Source organism: Nonomuraea basaltis, assembly GCF_005893125.1.
In the GTDB taxonomy this organism is placed as follows: domain Bacteria; phylum Actinomycetota; class Actinomycetes; order Streptosporangiales; family Streptosporangiaceae; genus Nonomuraea; species Nonomuraea basaltis.
On sequence record NZ_VCJS01000014.1, the window covers coordinates 23,619 to 45,803 of the forward strand.

Annotated in this window: 20 protein-coding genes and 1 tRNA gene; 4 read left to right on the forward strand and 17 right to left on the reverse strand. The window is 69.8% G+C overall.

Features of this window, described 5'->3' with window-relative positions; translation table 11 throughout:
• Positions 1-64: 64 nt before the first annotated feature.
• The 7 genes from EJK15_RS08980 to topA all read right to left on the reverse strand — a co-directional run bounded on the left by EJK15_RS08980 (position 65) and on the right by topA (position 9,733).
• The gene (locus EJK15_RS08980) at positions 65-1,123 is read right to left on the reverse strand and encodes a permease-like cell division protein FtsX (protein WP_171074191.1); all 1,059 of its coding nucleotides are present in this window, start codon (positions 1,121-1,123) and stop codon (positions 65-67) included.
• Positions 1,120-1,635: a SigE family RNA polymerase sigma factor gene (locus EJK15_RS08985; RefSeq protein ID WP_138709916.1), complete on the reverse strand. Its 516-nt coding sequence runs from the start codon at positions 1,633-1,635 to the stop codon at positions 1,120-1,122. Before EJK15_RS08985 ends, EJK15_RS08980 begins: the two co-directional genes overlap by 4 nt.
• A 107-nt stretch (positions 1,636-1,742) precedes the next feature.
• On the reverse strand, positions 1,743-2,915 hold the full coding sequence (locus EJK15_RS08990; RefSeq protein ID WP_138709917.1) for a DNA polymerase III subunit delta': 1,173 nt from the start codon (positions 2,913-2,915) through the stop codon (positions 1,743-1,745).
• 67 nt (positions 2,916-2,982) lie between these two features.
• Positions 2,983-5,028 carry a dTMP kinase gene (tmk, locus tag EJK15_RS08995; RefSeq protein WP_138709918.1) on the reverse strand — a complete coding sequence of 682 codons (2,046 nt, stop codon included), beginning with the start codon at positions 5,026-5,028 and terminating at the stop codon, positions 2,983-2,985.
• Positions 5,029-5,167: 139 nt separating this feature from the next.
• A complete protein-coding gene (locus EJK15_RS09000) occupies positions 5,168-5,725 on the reverse strand; it encodes a helix-turn-helix transcriptional regulator (RefSeq protein WP_138709919.1) in 558 nt (185 codons plus the stop codon).
• Between the two features lie 67 nt (positions 5,726-5,792).
• Entirely contained in the window at positions 5,793-7,037 is a 1,245-nt protein-coding gene (locus EJK15_RS09005) for a metallophosphoesterase (protein WP_206060734.1), read from the reverse strand.
• A 14-nt stretch (positions 7,038-7,051) separates the two neighbouring features.
• A complete protein-coding gene (gene topA / locus EJK15_RS09010; protein ID WP_138709920.1) occupies positions 7,052-9,733 on the reverse strand; it encodes a type I DNA topoisomerase in 2,682 nt (893 codons plus the stop codon).
• Between the two features lie 189 nt (positions 9,734-9,922).
• Here topA and EJK15_RS09015 point away from each other — a divergent pair, with 189 nt between their 5' ends.
• Positions 9,923-10,108 carry a DUF5703 family protein gene (locus tag EJK15_RS09015; protein ID WP_138709921.1) on the forward strand — a complete coding sequence of 62 codons (186 nt, stop codon included), beginning with the start codon at positions 9,923-9,925 and terminating at the stop codon, positions 10,106-10,108.
• Between the two features lie 118 nt (positions 10,109-10,226).
• On the opposite strand, the gene EJK15_RS09020 is transcribed toward EJK15_RS09015, so the two are convergent.
• Both EJK15_RS09020 and EJK15_RS09025 read right to left on the reverse strand, forming a co-directional pair.
• Positions 10,227-12,428, reverse strand: a complete 2,202-nt coding sequence (locus EJK15_RS09020) for a chaplin family protein (protein ID WP_138709922.1) — start codon at positions 12,426-12,428, stop codon at positions 10,227-10,229.
• Between the two features lie 226 nt (positions 12,429-12,654).
• Positions 12,655-13,278, reverse strand: a complete 624-nt coding sequence (locus EJK15_RS09025) for a hypothetical protein (protein ID WP_240776855.1) — start codon at positions 13,276-13,278, stop codon at positions 12,655-12,657.
• Positions 13,279-13,617: 339 nt separating this feature from the next.
• On the opposite strand from EJK15_RS09025, the gene EJK15_RS09030 reads away from it, so the two are divergent.
• A tRNA-Leu gene (locus EJK15_RS09030) sits at positions 13,618-13,706 on the forward strand.
• 105 nt (positions 13,707-13,811) lie between these two features.
• On the opposite strand, the gene EJK15_RS09035 is transcribed toward EJK15_RS09030, so the two are convergent.
• Positions 13,812-14,588, reverse strand: a complete 777-nt coding sequence (locus tag EJK15_RS09035) for a tyrosine-type recombinase/integrase (RefSeq protein ID WP_138709923.1) — start codon at positions 14,586-14,588, stop codon at positions 13,812-13,814.
• A 143-nt stretch (positions 14,589-14,731) separates the two neighbouring features.
• Here EJK15_RS09035 and EJK15_RS09040 point away from each other — a divergent pair, with 143 nt between their 5' ends.
• Both EJK15_RS09040 and EJK15_RS09045 read left to right on the forward strand, forming a co-directional pair.
• Positions 14,732-15,109, forward strand: coding sequence for a hypothetical protein (locus tag EJK15_RS09040; RefSeq protein ID WP_138709924.1), 378 nt, complete (start codon positions 14,732-14,734; stop codon positions 15,107-15,109).
• A gap of 147 nt (positions 15,110-15,256) precedes the next feature.
• The gene (locus tag EJK15_RS09045; protein WP_138709925.1) at positions 15,257-15,457 is read left to right on the forward strand and encodes a hypothetical protein; all 201 of its coding nucleotides are present in this window, start codon (positions 15,257-15,259) and stop codon (positions 15,455-15,457) included.
• Between the two features lie 13 nt (positions 15,458-15,470).
• Here EJK15_RS09045 and EJK15_RS09050 read toward each other — a convergent pair whose 3' ends face one another.
• From EJK15_RS09050 to EJK15_RS09080, 7 genes are all read right to left on the reverse strand, one after another.
• Positions 15,471-15,932, reverse strand: coding sequence for a lasso peptide biosynthesis B2 protein (locus tag EJK15_RS09050; RefSeq protein ID WP_138709926.1), 462 nt, complete (start codon positions 15,930-15,932; stop codon positions 15,471-15,473).
• Positions 15,929-16,180, reverse strand: a complete 252-nt coding sequence (locus EJK15_RS09055; RefSeq protein ID WP_138709927.1) for a lasso peptide biosynthesis PqqD family chaperone — start codon at positions 16,178-16,180, stop codon at positions 15,929-15,931. The genes EJK15_RS09050 and EJK15_RS09055 overlap by 4 nt, the downstream gene beginning before the upstream one ends.
• The gene (locus EJK15_RS09060; RefSeq protein ID WP_138709928.1) at positions 16,167-18,026 is read right to left on the reverse strand and encodes an asparagine synthase-related protein; all 1,860 of its coding nucleotides are present in this window, start codon (positions 18,024-18,026) and stop codon (positions 16,167-16,169) included. Before EJK15_RS09060 ends, EJK15_RS09055 begins: the two co-directional genes overlap by 14 nt.
• Positions 18,027-18,041: 15 nt before the next feature.
• A complete protein-coding gene (locus EJK15_RS70335; protein ID WP_171074192.1) occupies positions 18,042-18,155 on the reverse strand; it encodes a lasso RiPP family leader peptide-containing protein in 114 nt (37 codons plus the stop codon).
• Positions 18,156-18,498: 343 nt separating this feature from the next.
• Positions 18,499-20,670 carry an FtsK/SpoIIIE domain-containing protein gene (locus EJK15_RS09070; protein ID WP_138709930.1) on the reverse strand — a complete coding sequence of 724 codons (2,172 nt, stop codon included), beginning with the start codon at positions 20,668-20,670 and terminating at the stop codon, positions 18,499-18,501.
• A complete protein-coding gene (locus tag EJK15_RS09075) occupies positions 20,667-20,966 on the reverse strand; it encodes a hypothetical protein (protein WP_138709931.1) in 300 nt (99 codons plus the stop codon). Before EJK15_RS09075 ends, EJK15_RS09070 begins: the two co-directional genes overlap by 4 nt.
• Positions 20,966-21,853 carry a DUF2637 domain-containing protein gene (locus EJK15_RS09080; RefSeq protein ID WP_138709932.1) on the reverse strand — a complete coding sequence of 296 codons (888 nt, stop codon included), beginning with the start codon at positions 21,851-21,853 and terminating at the stop codon, positions 20,966-20,968. The genes EJK15_RS09075 and EJK15_RS09080 overlap by 1 nt, the downstream gene beginning before the upstream one ends.
• Between the last annotated feature and the right edge of the window lie 332 nt (positions 21,854-22,185).

Genomic DNA, 22,185 nt, shown 5'->3' on the forward strand with positions numbered 1-22,185 from the left:
GCTGCCACATTACGTGGCTCCGTACGCGAAAGGTCAGGGGGTGCGGGGGCGGATGTTCGCCGGATCACTTGCTGATCGGGCACACTTTGTTGTCCGGCAGGAACAACCCGTAGTCGATCTCCAGCGGGGCCTGATCGGCCAGGCAGGGGGTGTAGTTGGCTGAGGCCACCCCTGGTTGCCGCTTCAGCTTGGCGACCACTTCGGCCCAGTCGGTGTTCGGCTTCAGCATCAGCCGGAAGGATTCAGGCATGTCCTCCACGCTGGTTGCCTCGACGAGCACCTTGTTGTCCTTGTACGCGCGCACGAAGTTCTCGTATGCCGTCTCCTTGTCCTCGAAGACGTACGAGTGGACCTCGGGCGTGGCCTCGATCAGCTTCCTGATGGCCGCCTTCTGGGCGTTCGTCGCTCCCTTGCCCCGCTTGGTAGAGAGTTCGTCGTTGCTTCGGGGCTCGCGCTCAGCACCGCACGCCGGCAGCCTGGACTCCTTGCCGCAGAGAAACACGCTGAGCCGCGGCTCCGACAGCCGCTCAGCCGACGCCTCGACCTCGACAGAGGCGGATTTCTGGTCCACAACACTCTGTACCCCGGGCACTCCTGTCAGCCCTGTCAGCGCCTGCTGCACCTCGCGCCGGTCAGCCCCCTCCTTGATCTTCAGTCGGAACGACGTCGGTAGGTCGGTGACCTTGACCGAGTCCAGCAGCGCCTTGTTGTTCGCGAACTGCACCCGGAAGTCGTCGTAGGTGCGCGCCTGGTCCATGAAGAACACCGATTCGACCTGCGGCAGCCGCGTCAGCGCCCGCTCGACCGCCTGCACCTCTTCCACGCTGGCGTCGCGCCCCCGGCACAGCGTCTCCTTCGGCGCTGACTTCGTGCACAAGAAGACGGCCATATCCGCCTGCTCCGGGTTCGTCGCCACCACCCGGTCCTCGCCTTCGGGACCGCCCAGCCCCACGGCGGTCGCCGCCCCCGCGACCACCACGACCGCCGCCACGGCCACCAGCCGGAAATCCACCCGGAACCGCCGCCGCTCGGGCGCCCGCAGCGGCCTGAGCGTGCTGGTGTCGATCGTCGCCCCCGCCTCGCTGAGCGCCTGACGCAGTCTGTCTTCCATCGGGCTGTTCATGAACCCTCCCCAAGTGCCCGGCCGAGGGCGGCCAGCCCTCGCGCGATCGTGGATCTGGCCGTGCTGGCACTGATCCCCATGGTTTCGGCGATCTCCTGGTCGGAGAGGTCGAAGTAGTAGCGCAGCGTCAGCGCCTCGCGCTGCCTGCGTGACAGCTCGCGCAGGGCGAGCAGGACCTCCCGCCGCTCCTCGCCGACGAGCGCGGCGCTCTCCGCCGACCAGACGGGCGGCTCGTACGGCACCGCCCGCCGGAACACCGTCGCCCGTCTGCGCAGCACCGACCGGCACCCGTTGAGCACCGCGGAGCGCACGTAGGCCAGCGCCTTGTCGGCGTCTCGCAGCCTGGTCCGGCCGGCATGAGTGCGCGCGAACGCCTCCTGCACGACGTCCTCGGCGGTCGCCTGATCGCCGACCATGATCAGAGCCAGCCGTACGAGGCCCACATGATGCTCGGCGAAGATCGACGCCACGTCGACCCGCTCCCGCGCCAGGGCCTCTTCTTGGGTGAGCATTTCGACTTCCACGTAACAGAGACGCCCGGCGGCCTCGTCTGCTGCTCCGGTCACTCCGTTATCTTCCGCCGGCCTCCGCCCACCCTGTCCCGAAGCCTTGCGTCAAGTCAGCCGCGCAACGCCAGCATCATCGCCTCGACCGCGATCTGCGGGTTGACGTTCGCCGCGAGCCGTTCCCGGCACTGCATGATCGCATCGATCCGCCGCAGCGTCTCCTCGGGCGTCAGCCGCTTGGCGAGCTGATCGAGATCGAACCGGATGTCGTCGTTCGCCAGCTCCACCGCGGCCCCGAACTGCATCGCCAGCACGTCCCGATAGAACGACACCAGCTCCAGCAGCGCCGCGTCCAGTGAGTCCCGCTTGATCCGGGTGGCCCGCGACTTCTGCCGGTCCTCCAGCTCCTTCAAAGCCCCGGCCCCGCCTCGCACCAGCCCCCGATTGAGGCCCTTGCCCGTGGACCCCTCGCCATAGATCTTGCGCAGCTCAGACGTCTCGTCATCGTTGAGCGCGGCCGTGGCCGCGGCCGCCTCCTCTTCCGCGGTCTTCACCAGCCGCTCGGCGGCGGTGATGCACTCCCCCACCCCCGTGAGCGAGCGTGGAATGCTCAGCACGGCCTCGCGGCGCCGCCTGGCACCCTCGTCCAGCGCCAGCGCCCGCGCCCTGCTGATATGTCCCTGTGCGGCCCGGGCGGCGAACGTGGCGGTCTCCCACGGCACGCTGTCGCGCGTGGCCAGCACGTGGGCGACCGCCTCCGTGCTGGGGGTGGTGAGGGTGACCAGCCGGCACCGCGACCTGATGGTGATCACCAAGTCGTCGAGGGCGGGCGCGCACAGCAGCCACACGGTGCGGGGCGGCGGCTCTTCGATGGCCTTGAGCAGGGCGTTCGCGGCCGATTCCGTGGCCCGGTCGGCGTCCTCGAACAGGATGACCCGCCACCGGCCCTGCGTCGGCGCCCCTGCCGCCCGCAGGATGAGCTCGCGAGTCTGCTTGACGCTGTAGGACAGGCCCTCGGGGCGTACGGACTCCAGGTCGGGATGGGAACCGATCATCACCTGATGGCACTGGTCGCAGTGGCCGCAACCGGCGTCGGGGCACATCAGCGCCGCGGCGAAGGCGCGGGCGGCGTACTCCCGACCGGAGCCTGGGGGGCCGGTGAACAGCCAGGCATGCGTCATCCCAGCCCCGCGCCCGCCGCTGACGACCTCTCCGGCCGCCGCCGCGGCCCGCGACAGCACGGCTGTCGCCTGATCCTGCCCGACGAGGTCATCGAAAACCGTCACGGGGTAAGGCTAGTTGCACTCGGCCTTACGTGGCACAACGACCGGGCGCGGACGGGGGGACGTCGGCCTAGTCGCGGATGGCGGGCATCGTGCCCGTGGCGTCCTCCGACTCCCGGGGCACCGGGTCGGGCAGGATGTCGCGGATCCGGTCCTGGATCGTGCGGGTGATCAGCTCGAGCGGCTGCGTGCCGTCGACCACGAGGTAACGCTCGGGAGCGGCGGCGGCCAGCGCGCGGAACTCCTTGCGCACCCGCTCGTGGAACTCCAGCGGCTCCGCCTCGATCCGGTCCACCGCCCCGCCCAGCCGGGTCAGCCCCACCTCTGGCGGCGTGTCGATGAGCACGGTCAGGTGCGGCACCAGCCCGCCCGTCGCCCATGCGTTGATCTTGGAAACGTCCTTGGGGTCGAGCGCCCGCCCCGCGCCCTGATAGGCCAGCGACGAGTCCACGTAGCGGTCGGTGATCACCAGCGAGCCCCGGTAGAGGGCCGGCCGGATCACCTTCTCGACGTGCTCGGCCCGGTCGGCGGCATACAGCAACGCCTCCGAGCGCGCCGACAGCCCGCGCTCGGCCGCGTCGAGCAGGATGGCCCGCAGCCGCATGCCGACCTTGGTCGAGCCGGGCTCGCGCGTCTGCACGACGTCGTATCCCTGGTCGCGCAGCCAGATGGCGATCAGCCGTGACTGGGTCGTCTTGCCCGATCCCTCGCCGCCCTCGAACGCCACGAACAGCCCGGGCACGTGCTCGGCCGCCTCGGCGGGGAACCGCTCGCCGCGCACAGCGGCGATCAGGTCACCCGACAGGGGGATGCCCTTCCTGTCGTCCATGTGGCGCAGCGCCAGGATGCCGACGGTCATCGCCAGCACCCCGCCGATCACCAGCACCAGGTTGGTCCCGTCGAAGCGGTAACCGAACTCGCCCAGCGCCAGCTCGTGCGTGCCGAAGAGCGCCGCCAGCGGGCTGGCCACGGCGACCACGAGCAGGAGCGTCACGCGGGCGGTCGACTGCAGGAACGAGAACGTACGGCCCCGCAGCCCGTCCTCGACCTCCAGCCCGATCAGCGTGTAGCCGATGATCCAGGAGATCCCCGCGCACGCCCCGAGCAGCACGGTCAGCATGACCACGATCACCAGGTTGTGCACCAGCGCGATCGAGACCAGGAGCAGCCCGGCGACCGTGATGGCCAGCCCGAACAGCCGCCGCCGCGACAGCTCGCGCAGCAGCCGGAGCCCGAAGAACATGCCCAGCGCCATGCCGACGAAGACCGCGGCGAACACGACACCGTAGGCCGCGTCGCCGCCCCCGAGCGTGCCCACGTAGATCTTCGCCACGCCAACCACGGCCCCGCCGGCGGCGAACGCCCCCAGCATGCCGATGATCAGCCCTCGCACCAGCCGGTTGCCGCCCACGAACCGCCAGCCCTCGACGATCTGCTTGAGCACGGAGGGCGTGGAGATCGTGCCGTCGCGCTTGGGGATGTCGCGCAGCGTGAAGATCAGGAACGCCGACACGAGGTAGGCGCAGGCGTTGACGATCAGCGCCAGCCCGGTGGCGTCCCGGCCGTCCAGGAACGGCACGAGGCCGGTCATCAGGTCGCCCACCACGGACAGCGCCGCGAACAGCATGGCCGCGACCGGCGCGCTGCCGTACGTGACCATGAGGTTGAGCCGGTTGGCCGCCTCCAGCTGCGCCTTCGACACCAGGTTGGGCACCGTGGCGTCCTTGGCCGGGACCCAGAACAGGTTGACGCACTCGACCAGGATGGTCGCGATGATCACCCACTGATAGCTGTTGACCACCGGGATCGACAGCACCACGGCGAACCTGGCCAGGTCCGCCACGAACATCGTCAGCCGCCGGTCGAACCGGTCGGCGAACACCCCCGCGAGCGGCCCGAGCAGGACGGCCGGCAGCATCTTGGCGATGAACACGCCGCCGACGGCCAGCGACTGCACACGGTAGTCGTCGTTGCGGGTGAGGTTGGCGGCCAGCGCGGTCAGCGCCAGGATATTCAGCCAGTCACCCAGACTGCACACCGACATGGCCATCCAGAGCCGTCGAAACGGCGCATTGGCCAGCACGTGAGTTGGGCGGCGTCGGCCAGGGGCAGTCATGATTTCAGCGTATCCAGGTGGGCCAGAAGCGGGTGGACAAGAGACGAGCCGGATATTCCCGGCGGCTCGTGGCCGAGGGTATTACGTTGGCGGGCTCGTGCGCAGGTTACACAGCTCGAGTAGGTCCCCGAAAACATCATCAATTGATAACTCCGGCCCCATGTCGAGCTTCTTCCACCAAAGACCGCCACTCCGCCCGGATATCGGGCGGTAGATCCAGCTCATCCCAGAGATCAGCGAGCAGCACCCCGTCCACGTGGTCCAGCAACTCCCGAGGGGTGCCCTCGCACAGTAGCAGCGTGTACGCCGCCCGCCGCTGCTCGCGGTCGGCCAGGTCGTAGACCCGGTCGCGCAGCCGCGCCACGCCCAGCGCCGCGGCGACCGGCAGCCGCTGCAGCCGGCTCGGCACGTGGAACGCCCGGCCGTCGCCGCGCATCCGGCCGGCGAACTCCACCTTCGGCTCGAGCACCAGCCGGAACCCCGCCGCGTCCAGGATGCGCCCGGCGGTCTCGAGCGTCGGTGACTTCCTGCCGTGCTCGTAGGCCGACAGCGTGGTCCTCGACGTGCCGCTCACGCTGGCCAGCGCCTTCTGGTTCATGCTCGCGGCATGCCTGGCCTGCCTGAACAGCAGCCCGCCGCGCTTGGCCCAGGCGGCGACGTCGGACGCCAGCGCCGCCTCCACCGGGGAAGAGACCATGCCCACCTCCGAAAAGTATCCGGACGGATACTACGGCAAGATGGCGGCCCGTGACTACTGGATCACACTAAGTCAGTTCGAGCATCGTGATCTCGGGCGGGGCCCCGACGCGTACCGGCGGCCCCCAGAACCCGGCGCCCCTGGTGACATAGACCTGCACCCCGCCGACCGTGGCGAGCCCGGACACGACCGGCTGCTGCAGCCCCACGACCAGGTTGAACGGCGCCATCTGCCCGCCGTGCGTGTGCCCGGACAGCTGGAGGTCGACGCCGTGGCGCGCGGCCTGCTCCACCTGGATCGGCTGGTGCGCGAGCAGGACCGTGGACCGGCTGGTGTCGCGGTTGCCGAGCGCCTTGCCGAAGTCGGGGCCGTCGCCCGCGGACTCGCCGTTGAGGTCGTTCACCCCGGCCAGGTCGAGCACGGCGCCCTGGTGCCTGATTTCCACACGCTCGTTTCGCAACGAGCGGACGCCGAGTTCATCGAGTTCCTCGATCCACTCGGTGAACCCGCCGGGGGCGAAGTACTCGTGGTTACCGGTCACGAAATATGCCCCGTAACGGGACTCGAGGTTCTTCAGCGGCTGCGCCAGCGCCCCCAGCTGGGCGACCGACCCGTCCACCAGATCGCCCACGATGGCCACGACGTCGGCCTCGAGTCCGTTGATCATGCGGACGATCCGCTCGGTGTGGGCCTTGCCCGTGAGCGGCCCCAGGTGGATGTCGCTCACCACGGCGAACCGCAGGCCGCCGAGCCGCGGATCGAGCTTCGGCAGCGCGACCTTTGCCCGCTCGATCACGGGGTCGCCGAAGGCGCTGGTCACGCCGTACCCGACCGCGCCCAGCGCGCCCACCCCGGCGATCGCGGCGGTGGTCCGCCCGAGGAACAGCCGCCTGCTCATCGGAGCGGGCGGCGCGACCTGCTCCTCCTCGACGGCCGCGGCCGGTGCGACCTGCGCCTCCTCGCCCGGCGCCGCAGTGCCCGCCAGCACGGCGACGGGCTCGGGCGCACGCTCCCGTCGCCGCTCGGCCCGGCGCAGGAACAGCCCCGCCACGGCCCGCGGAACCTCCAGCACGACGAGGAACACGAGCAGGTAGAACATCACCGCCAGCCAGAGGAAGCCCGGCCAGGCCAGCCAGTGCCCGAACTCCATCCGCGTGCCGGTGAACGTCGCCACGACGAGCCCGACCAGTCCTACCAAGCCCCAGGTCAGCGCCTTGCGCAGCCGCCCGGGGCCCGTGGTGGAGCGCACCATCCGCTGCCACAGGTAATAGTGCGCCAGCAGGATCAGGCCGACGAAGATCAGGATCACCACGTAATAGATGCTACTTACGATTTGGCCGCCGGCTTCTTTGCGGGAGGCTTTTTCGCCGGAGCCTTCCTGGTGGTCTTCTTCGGCGCGGGCGCCCGCTCGCGGCGCTCGGCCAGCAGCTCGGCCGCCCGCTCGATCGTGATCTCCTCGACCGTGTCATCCTTGCGCAACGAGGCGTTCGTCTCGCCGTCGGTCACGTACGGGCCGAACCGGCCCTCCTTCACCACGACCGGCTTCTTGGACTTAGGGTCTTCCCCCAGCTCACGCAGCGGCGCCGCGGCCGCGGCGCGACCCCGCCCGCGCTGCTTGGGCTGCGCGAACAGCTCCTTGGCCTGATCGATCGTGACCGTCAACAGGTCATCCTCCGAGGCCAGCGACCGCGAGTCCGTCCCCTTCTTCAGGTACGGGCCGAACTTCCCGTTGTGCGCCACGACCTCCTGGCCCTCCAGCTCGCCCACGAGCCTGGGGATCGACAGCAGCTTGAGCGCGTCCTCCAGCGTGATCTTGTCCAGCGACATGGTCTTGAACAGCGAGCTGGTACGCGGCTTCGGCGCGTCGGCCTTCTTCGTCCGCTTCTTCGGCGCCTCTTCGGCCGGCTCGGGAAGGATCTCCGTCACATAAGGCCCGAACCTGCCGTCCTTGGCCACGATCATGTGCCCGGACACCGGGTCGTGCCCCAGCTCCCGGTCACCGGTGGGCCGTGAGAACAGCTCCTCGGCCTTCTCCGCCGTCAGCTCGTCGGGCGTCATGTCCTCGGGCACGTTCACCCGGGCGCCGTCTCTGTCCAGGTAGGGGCCGTATCGCCCGACCCGGATGACGATGTCCGTCCCCTTGATCGGGAAGGAGCTGATCTCCTTGGCGTCGATGTCGCCGAGGTCGGTCACCATCTCCTTCAGGCCCTCGTCGCCGTCGCTGCCGTAGTAGAAGCGCCGCAGCTCGGGCACCCGCTCCGCCCGGTCGTTGGCGATGTCGTCGAGGACCTTCTCCATCTCGGCCGTGAAGTCGTAGTCGACCAGGTTGCCGAAATGCTGCTCCAGCAGGTTGACCACGGCGAACGCCAGGAACGACGGCACCAGCGCCGTGCCCTTCTTGAACACGTAACCGCGGTCGAGGATGGTCCCGATGATCGAGGCGTACGTCGAAGGCCGCCCGATCTCCCGATCCTCCAGCTCCTTGACCAGCGACGCCTCGGTGTACCGCGCGGGCGGCTTCGTCGAATGCCCGGCCACGTCGAGCCGCGTCACGCTCAGCCCGTCGCCCTCGGCCAGATTCGGCAGCCGCTTCTCGGAGTCGTCGCGGTCGCTCGACGGGTCGTCCGTCGCCTCGACGTACGCCTTGAGGAACCCGTAGAACTTGATCGTCCGCCCGGACGCGCTGAACTCGACGTCCTCGCCCGAGGACGACCTGCCGCCCACCTTCACCGTGACCGACTCGCCGACCGCGTCCTTCATCTGCGAGGACACGGTCCGTTGCCAGATCAGCTCGTAAAGCCGGAACATGTCACCGGACAGCCCGGTCTCGCCCGGCGTGCGGAACTCCTCGCCCGATGGCCGGATCGCCTCGTGGGCCTCCTGCGCGCTCTTGACCTTGCTGGTGTAGACGCGGGGCTTGTCGGGCACGTACGCGGCGCCGTACAGCTTGATCGCCTGCGACCGCGCGGCCGCCACCGCCGTCTCCGACAGCGTGATGCTGTCGGTACGCATGTAGGTGATGTAGCCCTGCTCATAGAGCCGCTGCGCCACCTGCATGGTGTACTTCGCGGAGAACCCCAGCTTCCGGCTGGCCTCCTGCTGCAATGTGGTCGTCCGGAACGGCGCGTACGGCTTCCTCGTGTACGGCTTGCGCTCGACGGACTTGACCGCGAACGACGTCTCCCGCAGCCTGCCCGCCAGCTCGCCCGCGGCGGCCTCGGACAGGTGCAGCACGTCGGCCGTCTTGAGCCGCCCCGTGCTGGCGAAGTCGCGCCCCTGCGCCACCCGCTTGCCGTCCACCGCCGCCAGGGTCGCGCTGAAGTCGCGCGGCCGCTCCTCGGCCCTGCCGGTGTCGAACAGCGCCTGCAGGTCCCAGTAGTGGGCCGAGGTGAACGCGATGCGCTCACGCTCCCGCTCCACCACCAGCCGCGTCGCGACCGACTGGACCCGGCCGGCCGACAGGCGCGGCTTGACCTTCTTCCACAGGACGGGGCTGACCTCGTAGCCATAGAGGCGGTCGAGGATGCGCCTGGTCTCCTGGGCGTCGACGAGGCGGAGGTTGAGGCTGCGCGGGTTGGCGACAGCGTCCCTGATGGCCTGCTGCGTGATCTCGTGGAACACCATGCGGTGCACCGGCACGTTGGGCTTGAGCACCTCGCGCAGGTGCCAGGCGATGGCCTCGCCCTCGCGGTCCTCGTCAGTGGCCAGGTAGAGCTCGTCGGCGCCCTCCAGCAACCGCCGCAACTTGCCGACCTGCGACTCCTTGTCGCGGTTGACGATGTACAGCGGCTCGAACTCGTGCTCGACATTCACCCCCAAGCGTGCCCACGGCTTGCCCCGGTGCTCCTCGGGGATGTCATCGGCCTTCTCCGGCAAGTCGCGGATGTGACCGATGCTCGATTCGACGATGTAGCCGCGCCCGAGGTACCCGGCGATCGTCTTCGCCTTGGCCGGCGACTCGACGATCACCAGGCGTGTTCCGCCGGCGCTGCCGTTCTTGGCTGGCACGCTGCTTCCTACCTCGCTGTTCGCTTGCAAATCCCCCTGCCGGGAGTCGGCACAGACTGAAAGGTAACCCGACTCGCGGAAATTTCCTTCCCCCGGGCTACCCACTACCTTCCGGGTCCACCCACAAGGACGCAGAATAAGGCCCATCGAGCGGCATGGCGCCCTGACTCACCTTGGAGACTAATCGTTGTGCTCGACTACTCCTACATGGATATCTTCATTCCGCGCGACCTCACTCGCGAAGCAGCACGTCAACTGCTGACCGAACACGCAGAGTACGGTAAGTGGGAGCTCGCCCGCGTACGCGTCCATCCGGACGGCAGCCGTCACGTACGGCTACGCCGCAAGATCATGCGAGTACGCAGCACGCTGTGAACGCGGACATGGCTTTGCCCGTCCCGGGCCGCGCCCCCGGAACGGGCAAAGCATCTATTGCCGACTACTCACGGGCCGTGAGCAGTAGCCGTCCTCGTAGACGTACTCGCCGATACCCTTACTTACGGCCGAACCGGAACCGGCGGGCCGATGCGAACAGGGTCGCCGAGGCGGCGAGCATCGAGCCGAGCACGAGCGCGAGCAGCGAGCTCGGGTTCATCCCGGTGACCCCGGCGGGCTGCTCGGCGCTCATCAGGCCGACGTCGCCGATGGGCAGACCGTGGGTGACCGAAGTCACCGTGCCGCCGACCGGGGTGGAGGCGAGCAGGTCGGTCGCGGGGCTGAGCGGGGAGGCCGGGCCGCCGACGCCATGGCCACTGCGGTCGGCGCGGCCGGACATGGCGGCCTTGGCCGGCTTGGCCGGGTTCTGCGCCTGGACGGGCAGGCCGGGCAACTCGGGCAGCCCCGGCAGGCTGAGCGTCCTGGAGGCGTCCTCGACCAGTGGCAGCGCGGTCAGGTCCGCGCCCTGCTTGGCGAGGCCCTCGAGCGAGGCGACGCCGGAGACGTCCTGCACCTGCCTGGCGACGCCGGAGACGGCCTCGAGCTGGGTAACCCCGGAGACGTCCTGCACCTGCCTGGTGACATCGGAGACGGCCTCGAGCTGAGTGACCCCGGAGACGTCCTGCACCTGCCGGGCCACCCCGGCGACGCCCTGCCTCTGGACGGCTCCCGTGGCGCTCTGGAGGGCGCCCAGGGCCGGGATGCCCTGCAGGCCGCTCAGTGCAGGGACGCCCTGCAGCCCCTCCAGGGCCGGGACCGCGGGCAGCGTGGGCAGCACACCGCCCTTGGCGGCGGCGACCCTGTCGGTGGCGTGGGTGTAGCGGTGGAAGTGACCGTCGTATCCTGGCCTGCCGACGTTCGCCCCGCCGAGGCACCCTGCCGCGGCGTCGCCCAGAACGGCCACGGCGTTGCCGCAGACGTTGAGCGGCGCGGTGATCGGCGCCACGATCTGGTTGCCGGCCAGCACCCCGGCCCTGCCGGATGTCCAGTTGCCGCCGCCCACGCCGTTGCGCGGCGAGACGCCCGCTCCGCCCTTGCAGTGCGCCTCGGACGCCGCGAGCACCGCGGCCGCGTTCCCGCAGATGTCGACCGGGGCGGCGATCGGGGCGACCGCCTGGTTGCCGCTCAGCACGCCCGCCTGGCCGGAGGTGTGGTTGCCGCCCGCGCCCCGCTTCGCGGAGGCGCCGCCCTTGCAGCCGGCGAACGCCTGCCCCACCAGGGCTGCCGCGTTGCCACAGATACTGACCGGCGCGGCGATCGGCGCGACCGCCTGGTTGCCGCTCAGCACGCCCGCCTGCCCGGAGGTGTGGTTGCCGCCCGGCGCTCCCGCCCCCGTGCCGTGCCCACCCGGGTTGTCGACCGTGGCGCCGCCCCGGCACCCGGCGGACGCGTTGCCGACGGCGTTGCCGCACACGTCGATCGGGATGGCGACCGGGGCGACGACCTGGTTGCCGCTGCCGGCCGCGAAGCGCCCGTCCGTGTCGTTGCCCGTCGAGCCCGCGGCCATGGGGCGGCCCTGATAGGCCTGGCGCCCGTTTCCGGCCACGGATGAGCCGCCCTTGCAGCCGGAGAACGCCCGCCCGAACACGGCCACCGCGTTCCCGCAGATGCCGACCGGCGCACCGACCGGCGCACCGGCCTGGTTACCGCCCAGGACGCTCCCGTGGCCGGAGGTGCGGTTGCCGCCCGCGCCGGTGTTGAAGACGCTCGCGCCGCCGTTGCAGCCTGCCGTGGCGTCGCCGAAGATCGCCACCGCGTTGCCGCAGGCACTGACCGGGGCGGAGATCGGAGCGTTGACCTGGTTGCCGCCGAGCACGCTCCCGTCGCCGGAAGTGCGGTTGCCGCCCGCACCGCCCCGGCCCTGGTTACGTGTGGTGGCGCCGCCCTTGCAGCCGGCGTCGGACTTGCCGAACAGCGAGACCGCGTTGCCGCAGGCACTGACCGGGGCGCTGATCGGAACGTTGACCTGGTTGCCGCCGCCGACGGAAGCGTGGCCGGAGGTCCTGTTGGGGATGCCGGTCCTGCCGTGGTTCACGACCTCGGCGCCGCCCTGCGAGGAGGCATCCGCCGAGCCGGCCGCGACGATGGAGTTGCCGCTGATGTCGATGGGCAGAGAGATCGGCAGGTCGACCTGGTTGCCGCCGCCGATCGACGCGTTGCCCGAGGTGTCGGCGTTGGCGGTGCCGCTGCCTCCGCCGAACGACATGACCGCCACAGCGAGAAGGGCGGCAGGAGTCGATGCCTTGGCCCACGTACGCATGATGAATGCTCCTAGTGGTTCTTGGGGGGATACCTGAACGGATCGCGCGCAGCCCGAGGCCAGGTGAGGCTCACACACAGCGGAGACCTCGGACTCGCGAACCGGTTGAACTGACGTGTCACCCGCCGGCGGAGGGGATCAGGCCGCGCTCCGCCGCTGTTTCAGGGAAAGGACCGGTCTTGAGTCGTGAAAGGAACTGATGGACCGACCGGTGTCAGGGCGGGGATCAGTCAGGTGAGAAAGACGGGTCGTCCGCCGCTGTGCGGACGACGGGGGGAAGCACGTGCGCCAGGAGAGCGCGCCGCGCCTGGAGCCGCGGGTCGATGACGGACCTCGCGACGTCCCCCGCAGCGGGCCCGAACGGGCCGCTGCCACCGCCGTTGGGCACCAAGCCGTTGGTGTCCAGGATCGTCCGGGCGGTGGATGGTGATGGCAGACCAGGATCCTGCTGGCTGTTGAGCCCGTCGACCGTGCGCCCGGCCATCGCCTCGGCGTTGTCCGACGCCGTGAGGTGGCCCGAGCCCACGAGGGCATGGGGTGCGAACGCCTGGGTGGAGTCGGCCTCCGCGGCCGCTCCTGTCACCGCAGTCGCGGTCTTGCCTGTCGCCGCGGTGGCGTCCGCGGCCGCCGGAGCAGCGGTGAGCATGCCGAACAGAACAGCGAGCAGCCACCCGGCGGCCACAAGGGCGCCAATCGCGACTGCCCGCACGACGAGCCGACGGGCACCGGCCGCGAACCGCGCCATCCGGTCAACCCGATCGGTGGTCGCGTCCTGCCCCGAGACGGTCACGGGCAGACGGCGAGCAACGAGGGACATCGCCCTCATCTGCTGCACCACCGCGCGCGTCACGTGACCTCCCGAACTCCAGAACCGGCCCCACGTCGTGAGGCCGGCCCGTGGACTCACCCCTCAACGGTCCGTAACCGTAGCAGCACCCAAGGTGGTCGCAAGGGCCTTTTCACGTGAGCCCCAGAAATTCACCAAGCCTCCGGCACTCAAACCAGACCCAAGCGCCCCATACCCTGGCGGCCGCTCTATGAGATCGTCATCCGGAGCTCCCGCCCACCCCATCCGGCCTTGCCGAGGCCTCTCCGAAGAGTGACCGGATTCTTGGTATGACGCAGTCCGCAGAGTTTGCTAACCTTACTGAGCCGACGCGGGATGACGGTCTCGCGTGCAGGCACCAAAGTCCGGGTGGCGGAATAGGCAGACGCGCTAGCTTGAGGTGCTAGTGCCCAGTGATGGGCATGGGGGTTCAAGTCCCCCCTCGGACACCATGAAGGCCCTGAGAATGTGCAGGTCACAGGCTCGGGGCACTTTCATTTCTGCCTCCAGAACGAGCCGTGATACTCCGCTGATACTTGTGGGCCTGAGCACGAGGATCACGCGCTCTCGACCAGGGCCGCGAACCAGTCGGCGGCCTCTCGCTGATTGCCGGGCATGACATGAGCGTAGACCCGGAGAGTGATGGCGGGGTCGGCGTGGCCGAGGCGCTCTGCGACCATCTTCAGAGGCTTGCCGCCCGCGATGAGGATCGTGGCGTGGGTATGGCGGAGGTCGTGGACGCGGATGCGCGGCAGCGCCTCTCGGCCGGCCTTCTCGAACGCCCTCGCGCAGCGCCCGAGCTGGTCCTGGAAACCGCGCGAGAACCGCTCGGGGTGCCGGTGGTTGCCCTCCTGGTCGCCGAAGACGAGCGCGTCGTCCCGGGCGAGCTGTAGAGCCATCCCGCCCCGTTCGCGCTTGTACGCCTTGAGTAACGCCACCGTGGCGGCGTCGAGATCAACCACGCGCGGCTTGGCGGTCTTGTTGTCGCCCTCCTTCACGATGGCCTTCTCCCCCTTGACCCGCACGACTCCCACGGACCGGCGGACGCTGACCGTTCCGGCCTCCAGGTCGATGTGCCGCCAGCGCAGCGCGAGCAGCTCGCCGCGGCGCATGCCGGTGTGCGCCAGGAGGTGCCAGGCGACATGCAGGTGGCTGTGGTCGCGCGACCAGGCCAGGAAGTCCTTGAGCTGGACAGTCGTCCACGGGTGCATCTCGGGCGCCTTGGCCTGCTTGGCGGTGGGCGGCTTGGCCTTGTCCGCCGGGTTGCGGGCCAGCAGGCCGGCGTCCACGGCCTCGGAGAGTGCGGCGCTCAGGATGGTGTGGACGTACCGCACGGTGCGGGCCGACAGCCCCTCGCCGGCCTTGTGGTCCTTCCGGCCGCTCTCCTCCAGGTAGCGGTAGTGCGCGGTCAGCTTCGGCCCTGACGGTGATGTGCCACCTCGCCGACAACCGGCCTGTCCAGCATGAGACCGACCGGATGATCGGGTGGTACCTCGCCAGCAGGCCACCGGCCGGACACGACGTCTTCCAGGCCCGCCTCGGCATGGCCGTCGCCGACCTCACGTCCCTCGCCGATCCCGAAAAGTCCGGCACGGTGTACACCCGCCTCATCAGCGAGGCCATCGCGTCAGCAGACGGGTACGTCGCACGCGAGATACTCGCCCACGACGGATGCAGAGCGATGCTGATCGGCGCTGAGGAGCAGCCGCTCGCCTCGGCCGTACAGTCCGCCGGACTCGGACTCGGCGCAATCCCGGACCCGCTGATGACCGACCTGCTCTCAGCCGTGCGGATGAGCGAGACAGCGATAGAAGCGCGTTTGGACACGCTCGCCAAGAGACAAACCGCGACGTAGCAGCCATCACGGGCCGTGGCTATACCCCCGCAACCCCAGCCACGGCAGCCGCCCCAGCTCACAACCCGGTCCTGGGACGGCGGGCCGTGGGATGGCGGCCCCTGAGCGCCGTCCCACGGCCATCCCGCCCCCTCCGGAGAACAGACGATGTCCCTTTCCCCCCTTCCTCCTGACGGCGGCTACTACGGCTGGGTGCCACCACTCGGCGAACCGAGATGGATGTGGGTCGCGTGGCTGCTCGACTGGCAAGCCTCCGAGCTGATCCGAATCACCATGCCGGACCCTGACCGTCCTCTGCGCCGTCAGGCCGTCAGCCGCTACGAGCGGCTCATCGAGCTGCAGCGGTAGCCCTCCGCTACCGTCACCGTCGCCGCCGGCCACGGCCGGAGATCGGACGCTTTCCCTGGTCGTCACACGGGGCGATGGTGATGTTGGGGATGTAGTAGCCGGGCGGGTGGGGTTCGTCGATGGGGTGACCGTCGGCCTCGACCCAAGCGTGGGCGGTGAAGGGGTGGATGTGGACGCCGGTGCGCCAGGTGGGCCAGACGCCGTGTGTACGGCAGAGCAGGGCGGTGGCGATGGAGCGGGGAAGGCACCCCTCTCCGGCGCAGGACAGACTGACGGCGATGACGGCGTCGCGGGCGGCTTTGGCCTGCACGGCGGTCGCGGGCCTAGCGCCGCGGCGGACGTGGGTGAGCACGGTCTGGATGCGCAGGGGGGATTGTCGGGCGATCAGATGGGCGATCCCGACCGCGACGAGGGCGGCGGGACGGTGCCGCAAGGGCAGGCGCGGACGTGGCTGGTGAGTGAAGTCGACGCTCATGGGATGAGGAGTCCGATAATGGTGAGCCGGGTGATCAGGTCGGTGGTGTCGGCCTGGGCTCGGTCGGCCGCGCCCGGATAGGTCTCGGCCAGATGTTCGGCAGCCTCGGCGGGAGTGGCGCCGTCCAGCAGAGCCGTGAGGACGAGGTGGGCGGTGGCGTTGATCTGGAAGTAGCGGCCGGTTCGCCCGTTCAGCAGGACCGCGCCGTTCTCGGCTGCGGTCATCGTGATGTGGTCAGGAAAACGCATGGTCACCGTCATCGGTCGCAGGGAACATGGGAAGCCGGGGATCCTGGGCGCGCAGCCAGTTCTCGGCACTGACGAACAAGTCGAGGGCGACCATGCTGCGACCGGCGTCGGTGGGGGTGTAGGCGTACGCCCGACGCAACGCTTCCGGGTCGGCGAAGCCCAGGTCGACCAGCCGGGAGCCCTCGGCCAGGGCCCGGAGTTGGTCGCGGTGGGCGCGCAGGCCGTCGTAGAAGAGGGCTGAGAACGCGGCCTTGGTAGTGCGGGCCAGGCACTCGGCGGGCATGTGGGGACGCATCGCGGTGGTGGTGAGGGGTTTGAACCTGCCCGGCGCGGCACGCTGATCGAGGCGTATCGCCAGTGCCGCGGTGACGACATGATCGTCCAGGAAAGGAGCGTGCAGAGCGGCGCCCGCCTGACTGGTCAGATGATGGATGGCGTTGAAAGAGCCGGCCTTGATCCGCACGTTGTTCAGGATCTGATGCTGGGCGCGCAGGGGAGAGTAGGGGCGGGCGGTGGTCGCCGCTTGTCGTATGCGTCGGGTGACGGCGTCCACGGCGGCGGGGGTGGTCCAGGCCGGCAGTCGTATCGGCCACTGCCAGCCGAAGTCCCGGCCGCTCGCAAGTGGGACCGGTGTGGTGAGCAGCGGGATCTGTGCGTTGAGCCAGGCCGGGAAATTCTTCGTGTCCGCGAGGGCGCGCAGGGCGGCGGTCAGTGGCCAGCGGACCTGGGCGCGGGCGGCGCGCAGGTGGGGGAGCAACAGGGCGGGGTGGGTGCGTGCGAGGTCGTGCAGGTAGCTCCTCGGCAGCAGAGTGACCTCATCGCCGCCGTGACCGGACAGGTGGACGGTGGCGCCGCGCTTGGCCAGCAGGGCCGAGATCGTGGTGGTCTGGGCGAGGCCGCGCAGCCACGGGGTGGGTTCGTCCAGGCCGGGCACGGGAGTGGCGCTGTCGGCGAACCAGCCGGGCACGTCGCTGGAAGGCATGTGGAGGTGTTCGCCGCTCAGGTGACGGCGAGCGCGGGTGGTCCAGACGTGGTCGTCGTGAGCGGCGTCCTCGACCCCCTGGCTGAAGGTGACCAGGCGTCCCCCGCGTCGCCGGACGGCGGCGTCGGCCAGGAAACTGACCGGTGTGGAGTCCAACCCGCCCGACAGGTCCGACTCGACCGTGTCTCCGGTCCCGATCCGAGCCTGCACGGCATCGCTCAGCGCGATGGCGAACGCCAGGGCGCCCCTTTCCAGGGACAGTTCGGGTTCGGGTGGGAACCACCACGACCGGAAAGAGACCTGGCCGGTCGAGATGCGCCGGGCGTCGATGTGAAGGGCGTCGCCCGGCGAGACCTGGTCGATGCCCTGCCACATCGGGATGGCGAGCACGGGGGGAACATTGCCCACCAGTTGCACCGCGAGCGCGTCGACGTCCAGGCTCGCGCCGGTCAGGTAGGCCAGCGTGCTCGCCCGGTCGGCAGCCACCACGGTGTCACCGACGCGGGCATGGAACACGCGCCGTCCTCCTGAGGCGGTGCCCTGCACCCGCACCTGCCCGTCCACCGCCGCCACGAGATGGAAGCAACCGGCCGACGCGGACACCGCGTCGGCGTCTTCCAGGCATTCGATCCGTCCCGCCAGCAGCGCCAGTTGGTCGGCGGTGACCGATGTGCAACCGATCACCGCCAACCGGGTCCGGCCTGCCTCGGCCACCACCGGTTCCACCGATGAACCGGTCAGCACACACGGGTGCCCCGACGCGTACAGCAACGCCGGGCGCCCCGGCAGCCGCTCACACACGGCGGCACCCGCGGCACTGTCCGGCAGCACCGCGAACCAGCGATCACCAAGACCCGGACCCACAACCGGCACCTCTCACTACAGCCACAGCCCGACCGGGTAATCCGGCCAGTCCCCGAACTCTCCGCGGGTCAGCTCAGCGAAATCACCAAGCTCGACCACCTGCGGCGCCTCATACGAAACTGTCTGCACAAAAATCACCCCCTCACCGTGCACGTGACCAGCAGGCGTCGCCACGCATCTTCCCAGCTCCCCCACCAGTTAAAGCAGAGAGTAGCTGAATTGTAACTATAAGTAATATTCGGATGTCGCGACGCTGAAGCGGGGTAACGACCCAGCCCGCCGCAGGGCCTCGGGGCAGATCCAGCCCATGTCCTGGTAGCCGCGAGGGCCCCTTCTAGCGGGTGCAGCCGCGAGGTCTAGCGGCTTGACTAGCAGTGCGACCTCGTCCTGAGCTGGGATCTAGCGTTCTAGCGACCCCATGCGAACGCCCCCGGAAGCGGCTCCAGGGGCGTTCGGGGAGGTGATCTGGGCGCTAGGGCTGGGCCTTCCGCTTGCCGTACACGTCGGCGATGTCGGACCGGCCGAAGCCCTTGCGGTTGCGCCCCTTACCGGCGGCGTCGCGGCCCCAGGTGTCCTCGGTCTTGACCCCGTACTCCTTGAGCCGCGCGGTCAGTGTGGCGGTCTTGGCGTCGTCCTCCAGGTCCACCCACTGGCCGTAGGCGTCCGGCCGGAACTCGGCCAGCCGGTCCACCACCGTGCTGTTCCAGACCTTCTCTTCCTTGGCGGTGGTGACGGTCAGGATGTCGGCCAGGAGGTCGTAGGAGACCCGCTGCGGCCCTTCCTGGCCGATGGCCTGCCCGGACAGCGTTCCGGCCTCCTGGCGAATCTGGTGGGCGCGCTCGGCGATCAGCTCCGAGGTGGGGCCGTCCAGGTAGGCGGACCGGACTATCATCGGGTCCTCAGCGATGCCGACCGCCCAAGAGATGCCCTTGTCGTTCAGGGTGAACATGGTGGCCTTGACCCCGGCCTGGTGCATGCCGGTGCCGAGGATCATGTCGTTCTCCTGCCACCCCATCACCCGCAAACAGATCCGGATGCCCGCATTCGCCGAGATCGCCTTGGGCAGGCTGTCCTTGTCCGGCCGCTGGGTGGCCAGGATGAGGATGATCCCGAGGGCCGGGCCGCGCTTGATGATCGCGGTCGCATACTTGGCGGCCTCCTCGCCGTACTCGTCGTCGGCGAACAGTTCCTGACACTCGTCGATAGCCACCACCATCGGGTGCAGCCCTAGATCGCGCCGGGCCGCCAGCTCGGGCGTGACCTTGAACTCGGGCGCCTGGTGGCGCGGCAAGCCGTCGATAACCTCCGCGCGCCGGTCCAGCTCGGCGTACACCTCGGCCAGCGACGCGACGCACGCGGCCTTGGCGGAGTCGGTGGCACCCTTGGCGTAGTGATGGGCCACCTTCTCCAGCGCCGACAGATCCCCGGTGCCCTTCAGCTCGAACAGCCGCAACTCGGCCAGCGGGTCCAGCGCGCAGGCCAGCAGCAGCACCCGCAGCGCGAACGTCTTGCCGTAGCGCGGCATCGAGCCGATGAGCACGTTGGCGAACATGAGCAGGATCGAGATCGGCCGGCCGCGCTGGTCGTTGCCGTACGGAACGGGCTCGAACAGGCTGACCTGCCCCGACTCGGCCAGCGGCCAGGCGGGCTGCCGGGCCTTACGCATCTCCTGATCGCCCACCCACAGCACCAGCCGGCCGGGATGCTCCTCCGACACCGGCTCGGGCCACACGCAGCCCAGCGCGCGGCGCAGGCCGGAGGCGAGCTTGTCGCGCTTCTCCAGCACCTCCCCCACCGTCACGCCCAGCGGAAGATCCACCTCAGCCCGCCAACCCGGCCCGTCACGCATGATCGGGGCAGGGAAGGTGATGCCGCGCCCGTTCTTACCGAGCGCCTGGTTGATGGCCGAGATGCCGAGCGAGCCGAGCGCGTCCAGCACCTGATCACTGGTCAGCTTGCGCACCCGGTTGGGGACGACCGCCCGGTCCAGCAGCGGCTGATCGGCGGGCGTTCCGAGCACTCCCGCCCCGGCGATGAGCACGCCGAGGATCGCCCACTGCACCCAGGTCGGGGCCGCCACGGCGACGAAGATGCCGACCAGGACCGCCGTGATCGCGCCGACGAGGAGCGTCCACAGCCGCGCCTTGACCCGGTCGTCGCGCTGCCGCGACAGAGCCAGGTACTCCGCGGCCTCCTCCTTCGTGGCCGCCGCCCGCCGCACCGGACGGCCCTCCAGATCGAACAGCCACCGCACCAGCGCCACCAGCAGCCGCCAGGCGCCAGCCGGGGAACGGGCCGCGAGCTTGGCCGCGTATCTCGGGGCGCGCAGCGCGTGGTAGGCCAGCACGTAGCCGGTGTGCTCGGCCTGCCACTTCAGCACCTGCAAGGCATCCGCCCGCGACCGCAGCCACAGCGGGACCAGCGGCTGCCGCTCCCGGCGGCGCGCGGCCAGCTCGGCGAGCAGGTCCGTCGGTTCGGGCCGGTGCGCCTGATCGACGAGAACCACGGCGCCCTCAAGGACACCGTCGCCCGCATCCGGGCTCTCCTGAACCGCCCTCTCCTGCACGGCCTCGGCGGCGAGGCGCACATCCTCGTCCTGGAGGGCGATCACCATGCCGTCGCTCATCTCCTCTGTCGCAGTCATGCCCGCACCTCCGTCCGCGTGACCAGCGAGCCGAGGATCTCGGCGTGCACGGCGAGCGCCTCGACGACGACCCGCGCCCCAGCGACCGCGTGCCCGACCAGACGGCACACGTCCGCGAAGATGAGCAGCACAAGCACCACGGCGACCCGTGCCGCGGTGAAAGCCGTACGGCTCCACCCGGCCCGGCGTATGACCGCCCACATCTGCCCGACGGTCCGGGCGTCCGCGCTCGCCTCCCGCGTGGCACACAACAGGAACACGCCCACGCCCATGGCGGGGATCAGGAAGGTGGTCATCACGCCGCCTCCGCCTGACTCGCGCCAGTCGGCTCCGCGCCGCTCAGCGACAGCATGGCGGCCTCTGCGTCGGGCGTGCCGGCCTCCGTCGCTACGGCGGCCTGCATCCGCTCCTGATCCACCTCCGCGATGATCTCTTCGGCCTCGCGCTGCTCCAGCCCCCACCGGTTCATCAGCGGGCGGCGGCCCAGGCGCTGCTTACCCTCCCCGAGGCTGTCGAGGTAGGCCAGCCGCGCCGCCGCGTACCGGTCGGTGGGCAGCACCGGCACCTCGCGCTCCACCTCGACGACGGTCTCAATGGGCTGGCACACGTGCTCCTTCACCGGCGTCTCACCCGATGGCCGACGGTTGTTGCGGACGATCCACATGAGCAGCTCGTACGCACCCGCGAATGCCAGCGGCGCCAGGGCGCTGACCAGGCGCGATCCGAGTCCGTCGGACCAGCCGTGCGCCACGTTCGCGGCCAGAGTGACTGCGCCTCCCAGGGCCAGGGCGACCCACGCCAGGACTGGCACGCGGATCTGGCGACGCGAGCAGTAGACCATCACCAGCGACGCCATGACGATCACGCCGTCGGACATGGCCGGGTACAGGATGGCCATGTCGTGCCGTTCCCCGAGGGCGATGGCCAGGCCGTAGAAGTGGTGGTACGAGACGTAGGCCGCAGCCGCGGCAACGGCCAGCAGGACGGCCACCGCGAAGCCGAGGATGACCCGGTCTCCGACGCGACCCGCGCCAGTGTCCACAGGCCGCTCAGCGACCGGCACGGCACGCGGGTGACGGTGGCGGAGAAGGTCGGTGAAGAAGCGCCGGATGCGCTTCGGCTGCATCTCGTCGGCGGGATTCGCTTCCAGGCCGATCGTGGGTGTGGAAGGGTACTGGCTCATGGCCTGGCTCCTGGTTTGGTCAGGTGGCTGGGTCTAGGCCGGGGCCCGGTGTTAGAGTCACCGGCCCCCGGCCGCCTAACTGCCGCTGGGTTGGCGGGTCAGCGGGGTCAACGTGAGACATGCGACTGGGCGGTCCCTGGAATTCGGGTACACGTCCGCTGTGGAGCGCGTGACCGAGACCTCGTACGGGTAGCGACGCTGAATCGCCTTGCCACCTTCGTCGCGGGTTGGAGGTGCCTCAACCTGCACCAGGAGGTGCCCGCGGCTGATCCCCCGCGTGATACTTCGACTGATACCGCCGCCCGTGTTCCCGGATGTTCCTGGATGCCCCA

Bases quoted from the DNA above. Each gene is read 5' to 3' on its own strand.
- EJK15_RS08980 (WP_171074191.1), bottom strand. From the start codon at position 1,123: ATGAACAGCCCGATGGAAGACAGACTGCGTCAGGCGCTCAGCGAGGCG.
- EJK15_RS08985 (WP_138709916.1), bottom strand. From the start codon at position 1,635: ATGCTCACCCAAGAAGAGGCCCTGGCGCGGGAGCGGGTCGACGTGGCG.
- tmk (WP_138709918.1), bottom strand. From the start codon at position 5,028: ATGACTGCCCCTGGCCGACGCCGCCCAACTCACGTGCTGGCCAATGCG.
- EJK15_RS09000 (WP_138709919.1), bottom strand. From the start codon at position 5,725: ATGGTCTCTTCCCCGGTGGAGGCGGCGCTGGCGTCCGACGTCGCCGCC.
- EJK15_RS09020 (WP_138709922.1), bottom strand. From the start codon at position 12,428: ATGCGTACGTGGGCCAAGGCATCGACTCCTGCCGCCCTTCTCGCTGTG.
- EJK15_RS09040 (WP_138709924.1), top strand. From the start codon at position 14,732: ATGATCGGGTGGTACCTCGCCAGCAGGCCACCGGCCGGACACGACGTC.
- EJK15_RS09045 (WP_138709925.1), top strand. From the start codon at position 15,257: ATGTCCCTTTCCCCCCTTCCTCCTGACGGCGGCTACTACGGCTGGGTG.
- EJK15_RS09050 (WP_138709926.1), bottom strand. From the start codon at position 15,932: ATGAGCGTCGACTTCACTCACCAGCCACGTCCGCGCCTGCCCTTGCGG.
- EJK15_RS09055 (WP_138709927.1), bottom strand. From the start codon at position 16,180: ATGCGTTTTCCTGACCACATCACGATGACCGCAGCCGAGAACGGCGCG.
- EJK15_RS09070 (WP_138709930.1), bottom strand. From the start codon at position 20,670: ATGACTGCGACAGAGGAGATGAGCGACGGCATGGTGATCGCCCTCCAG.
- EJK15_RS09075 (WP_138709931.1), bottom strand. From the start codon at position 20,966: ATGACCACCTTCCTGATCCCCGCCATGGGCGTGGGCGTGTTCCTGTTG.
- EJK15_RS09080 (WP_138709932.1), bottom strand. From the start codon at position 21,853: ATGAGCCAGTACCCTTCCACACCCACGATCGGCCTGGAAGCGAATCCC.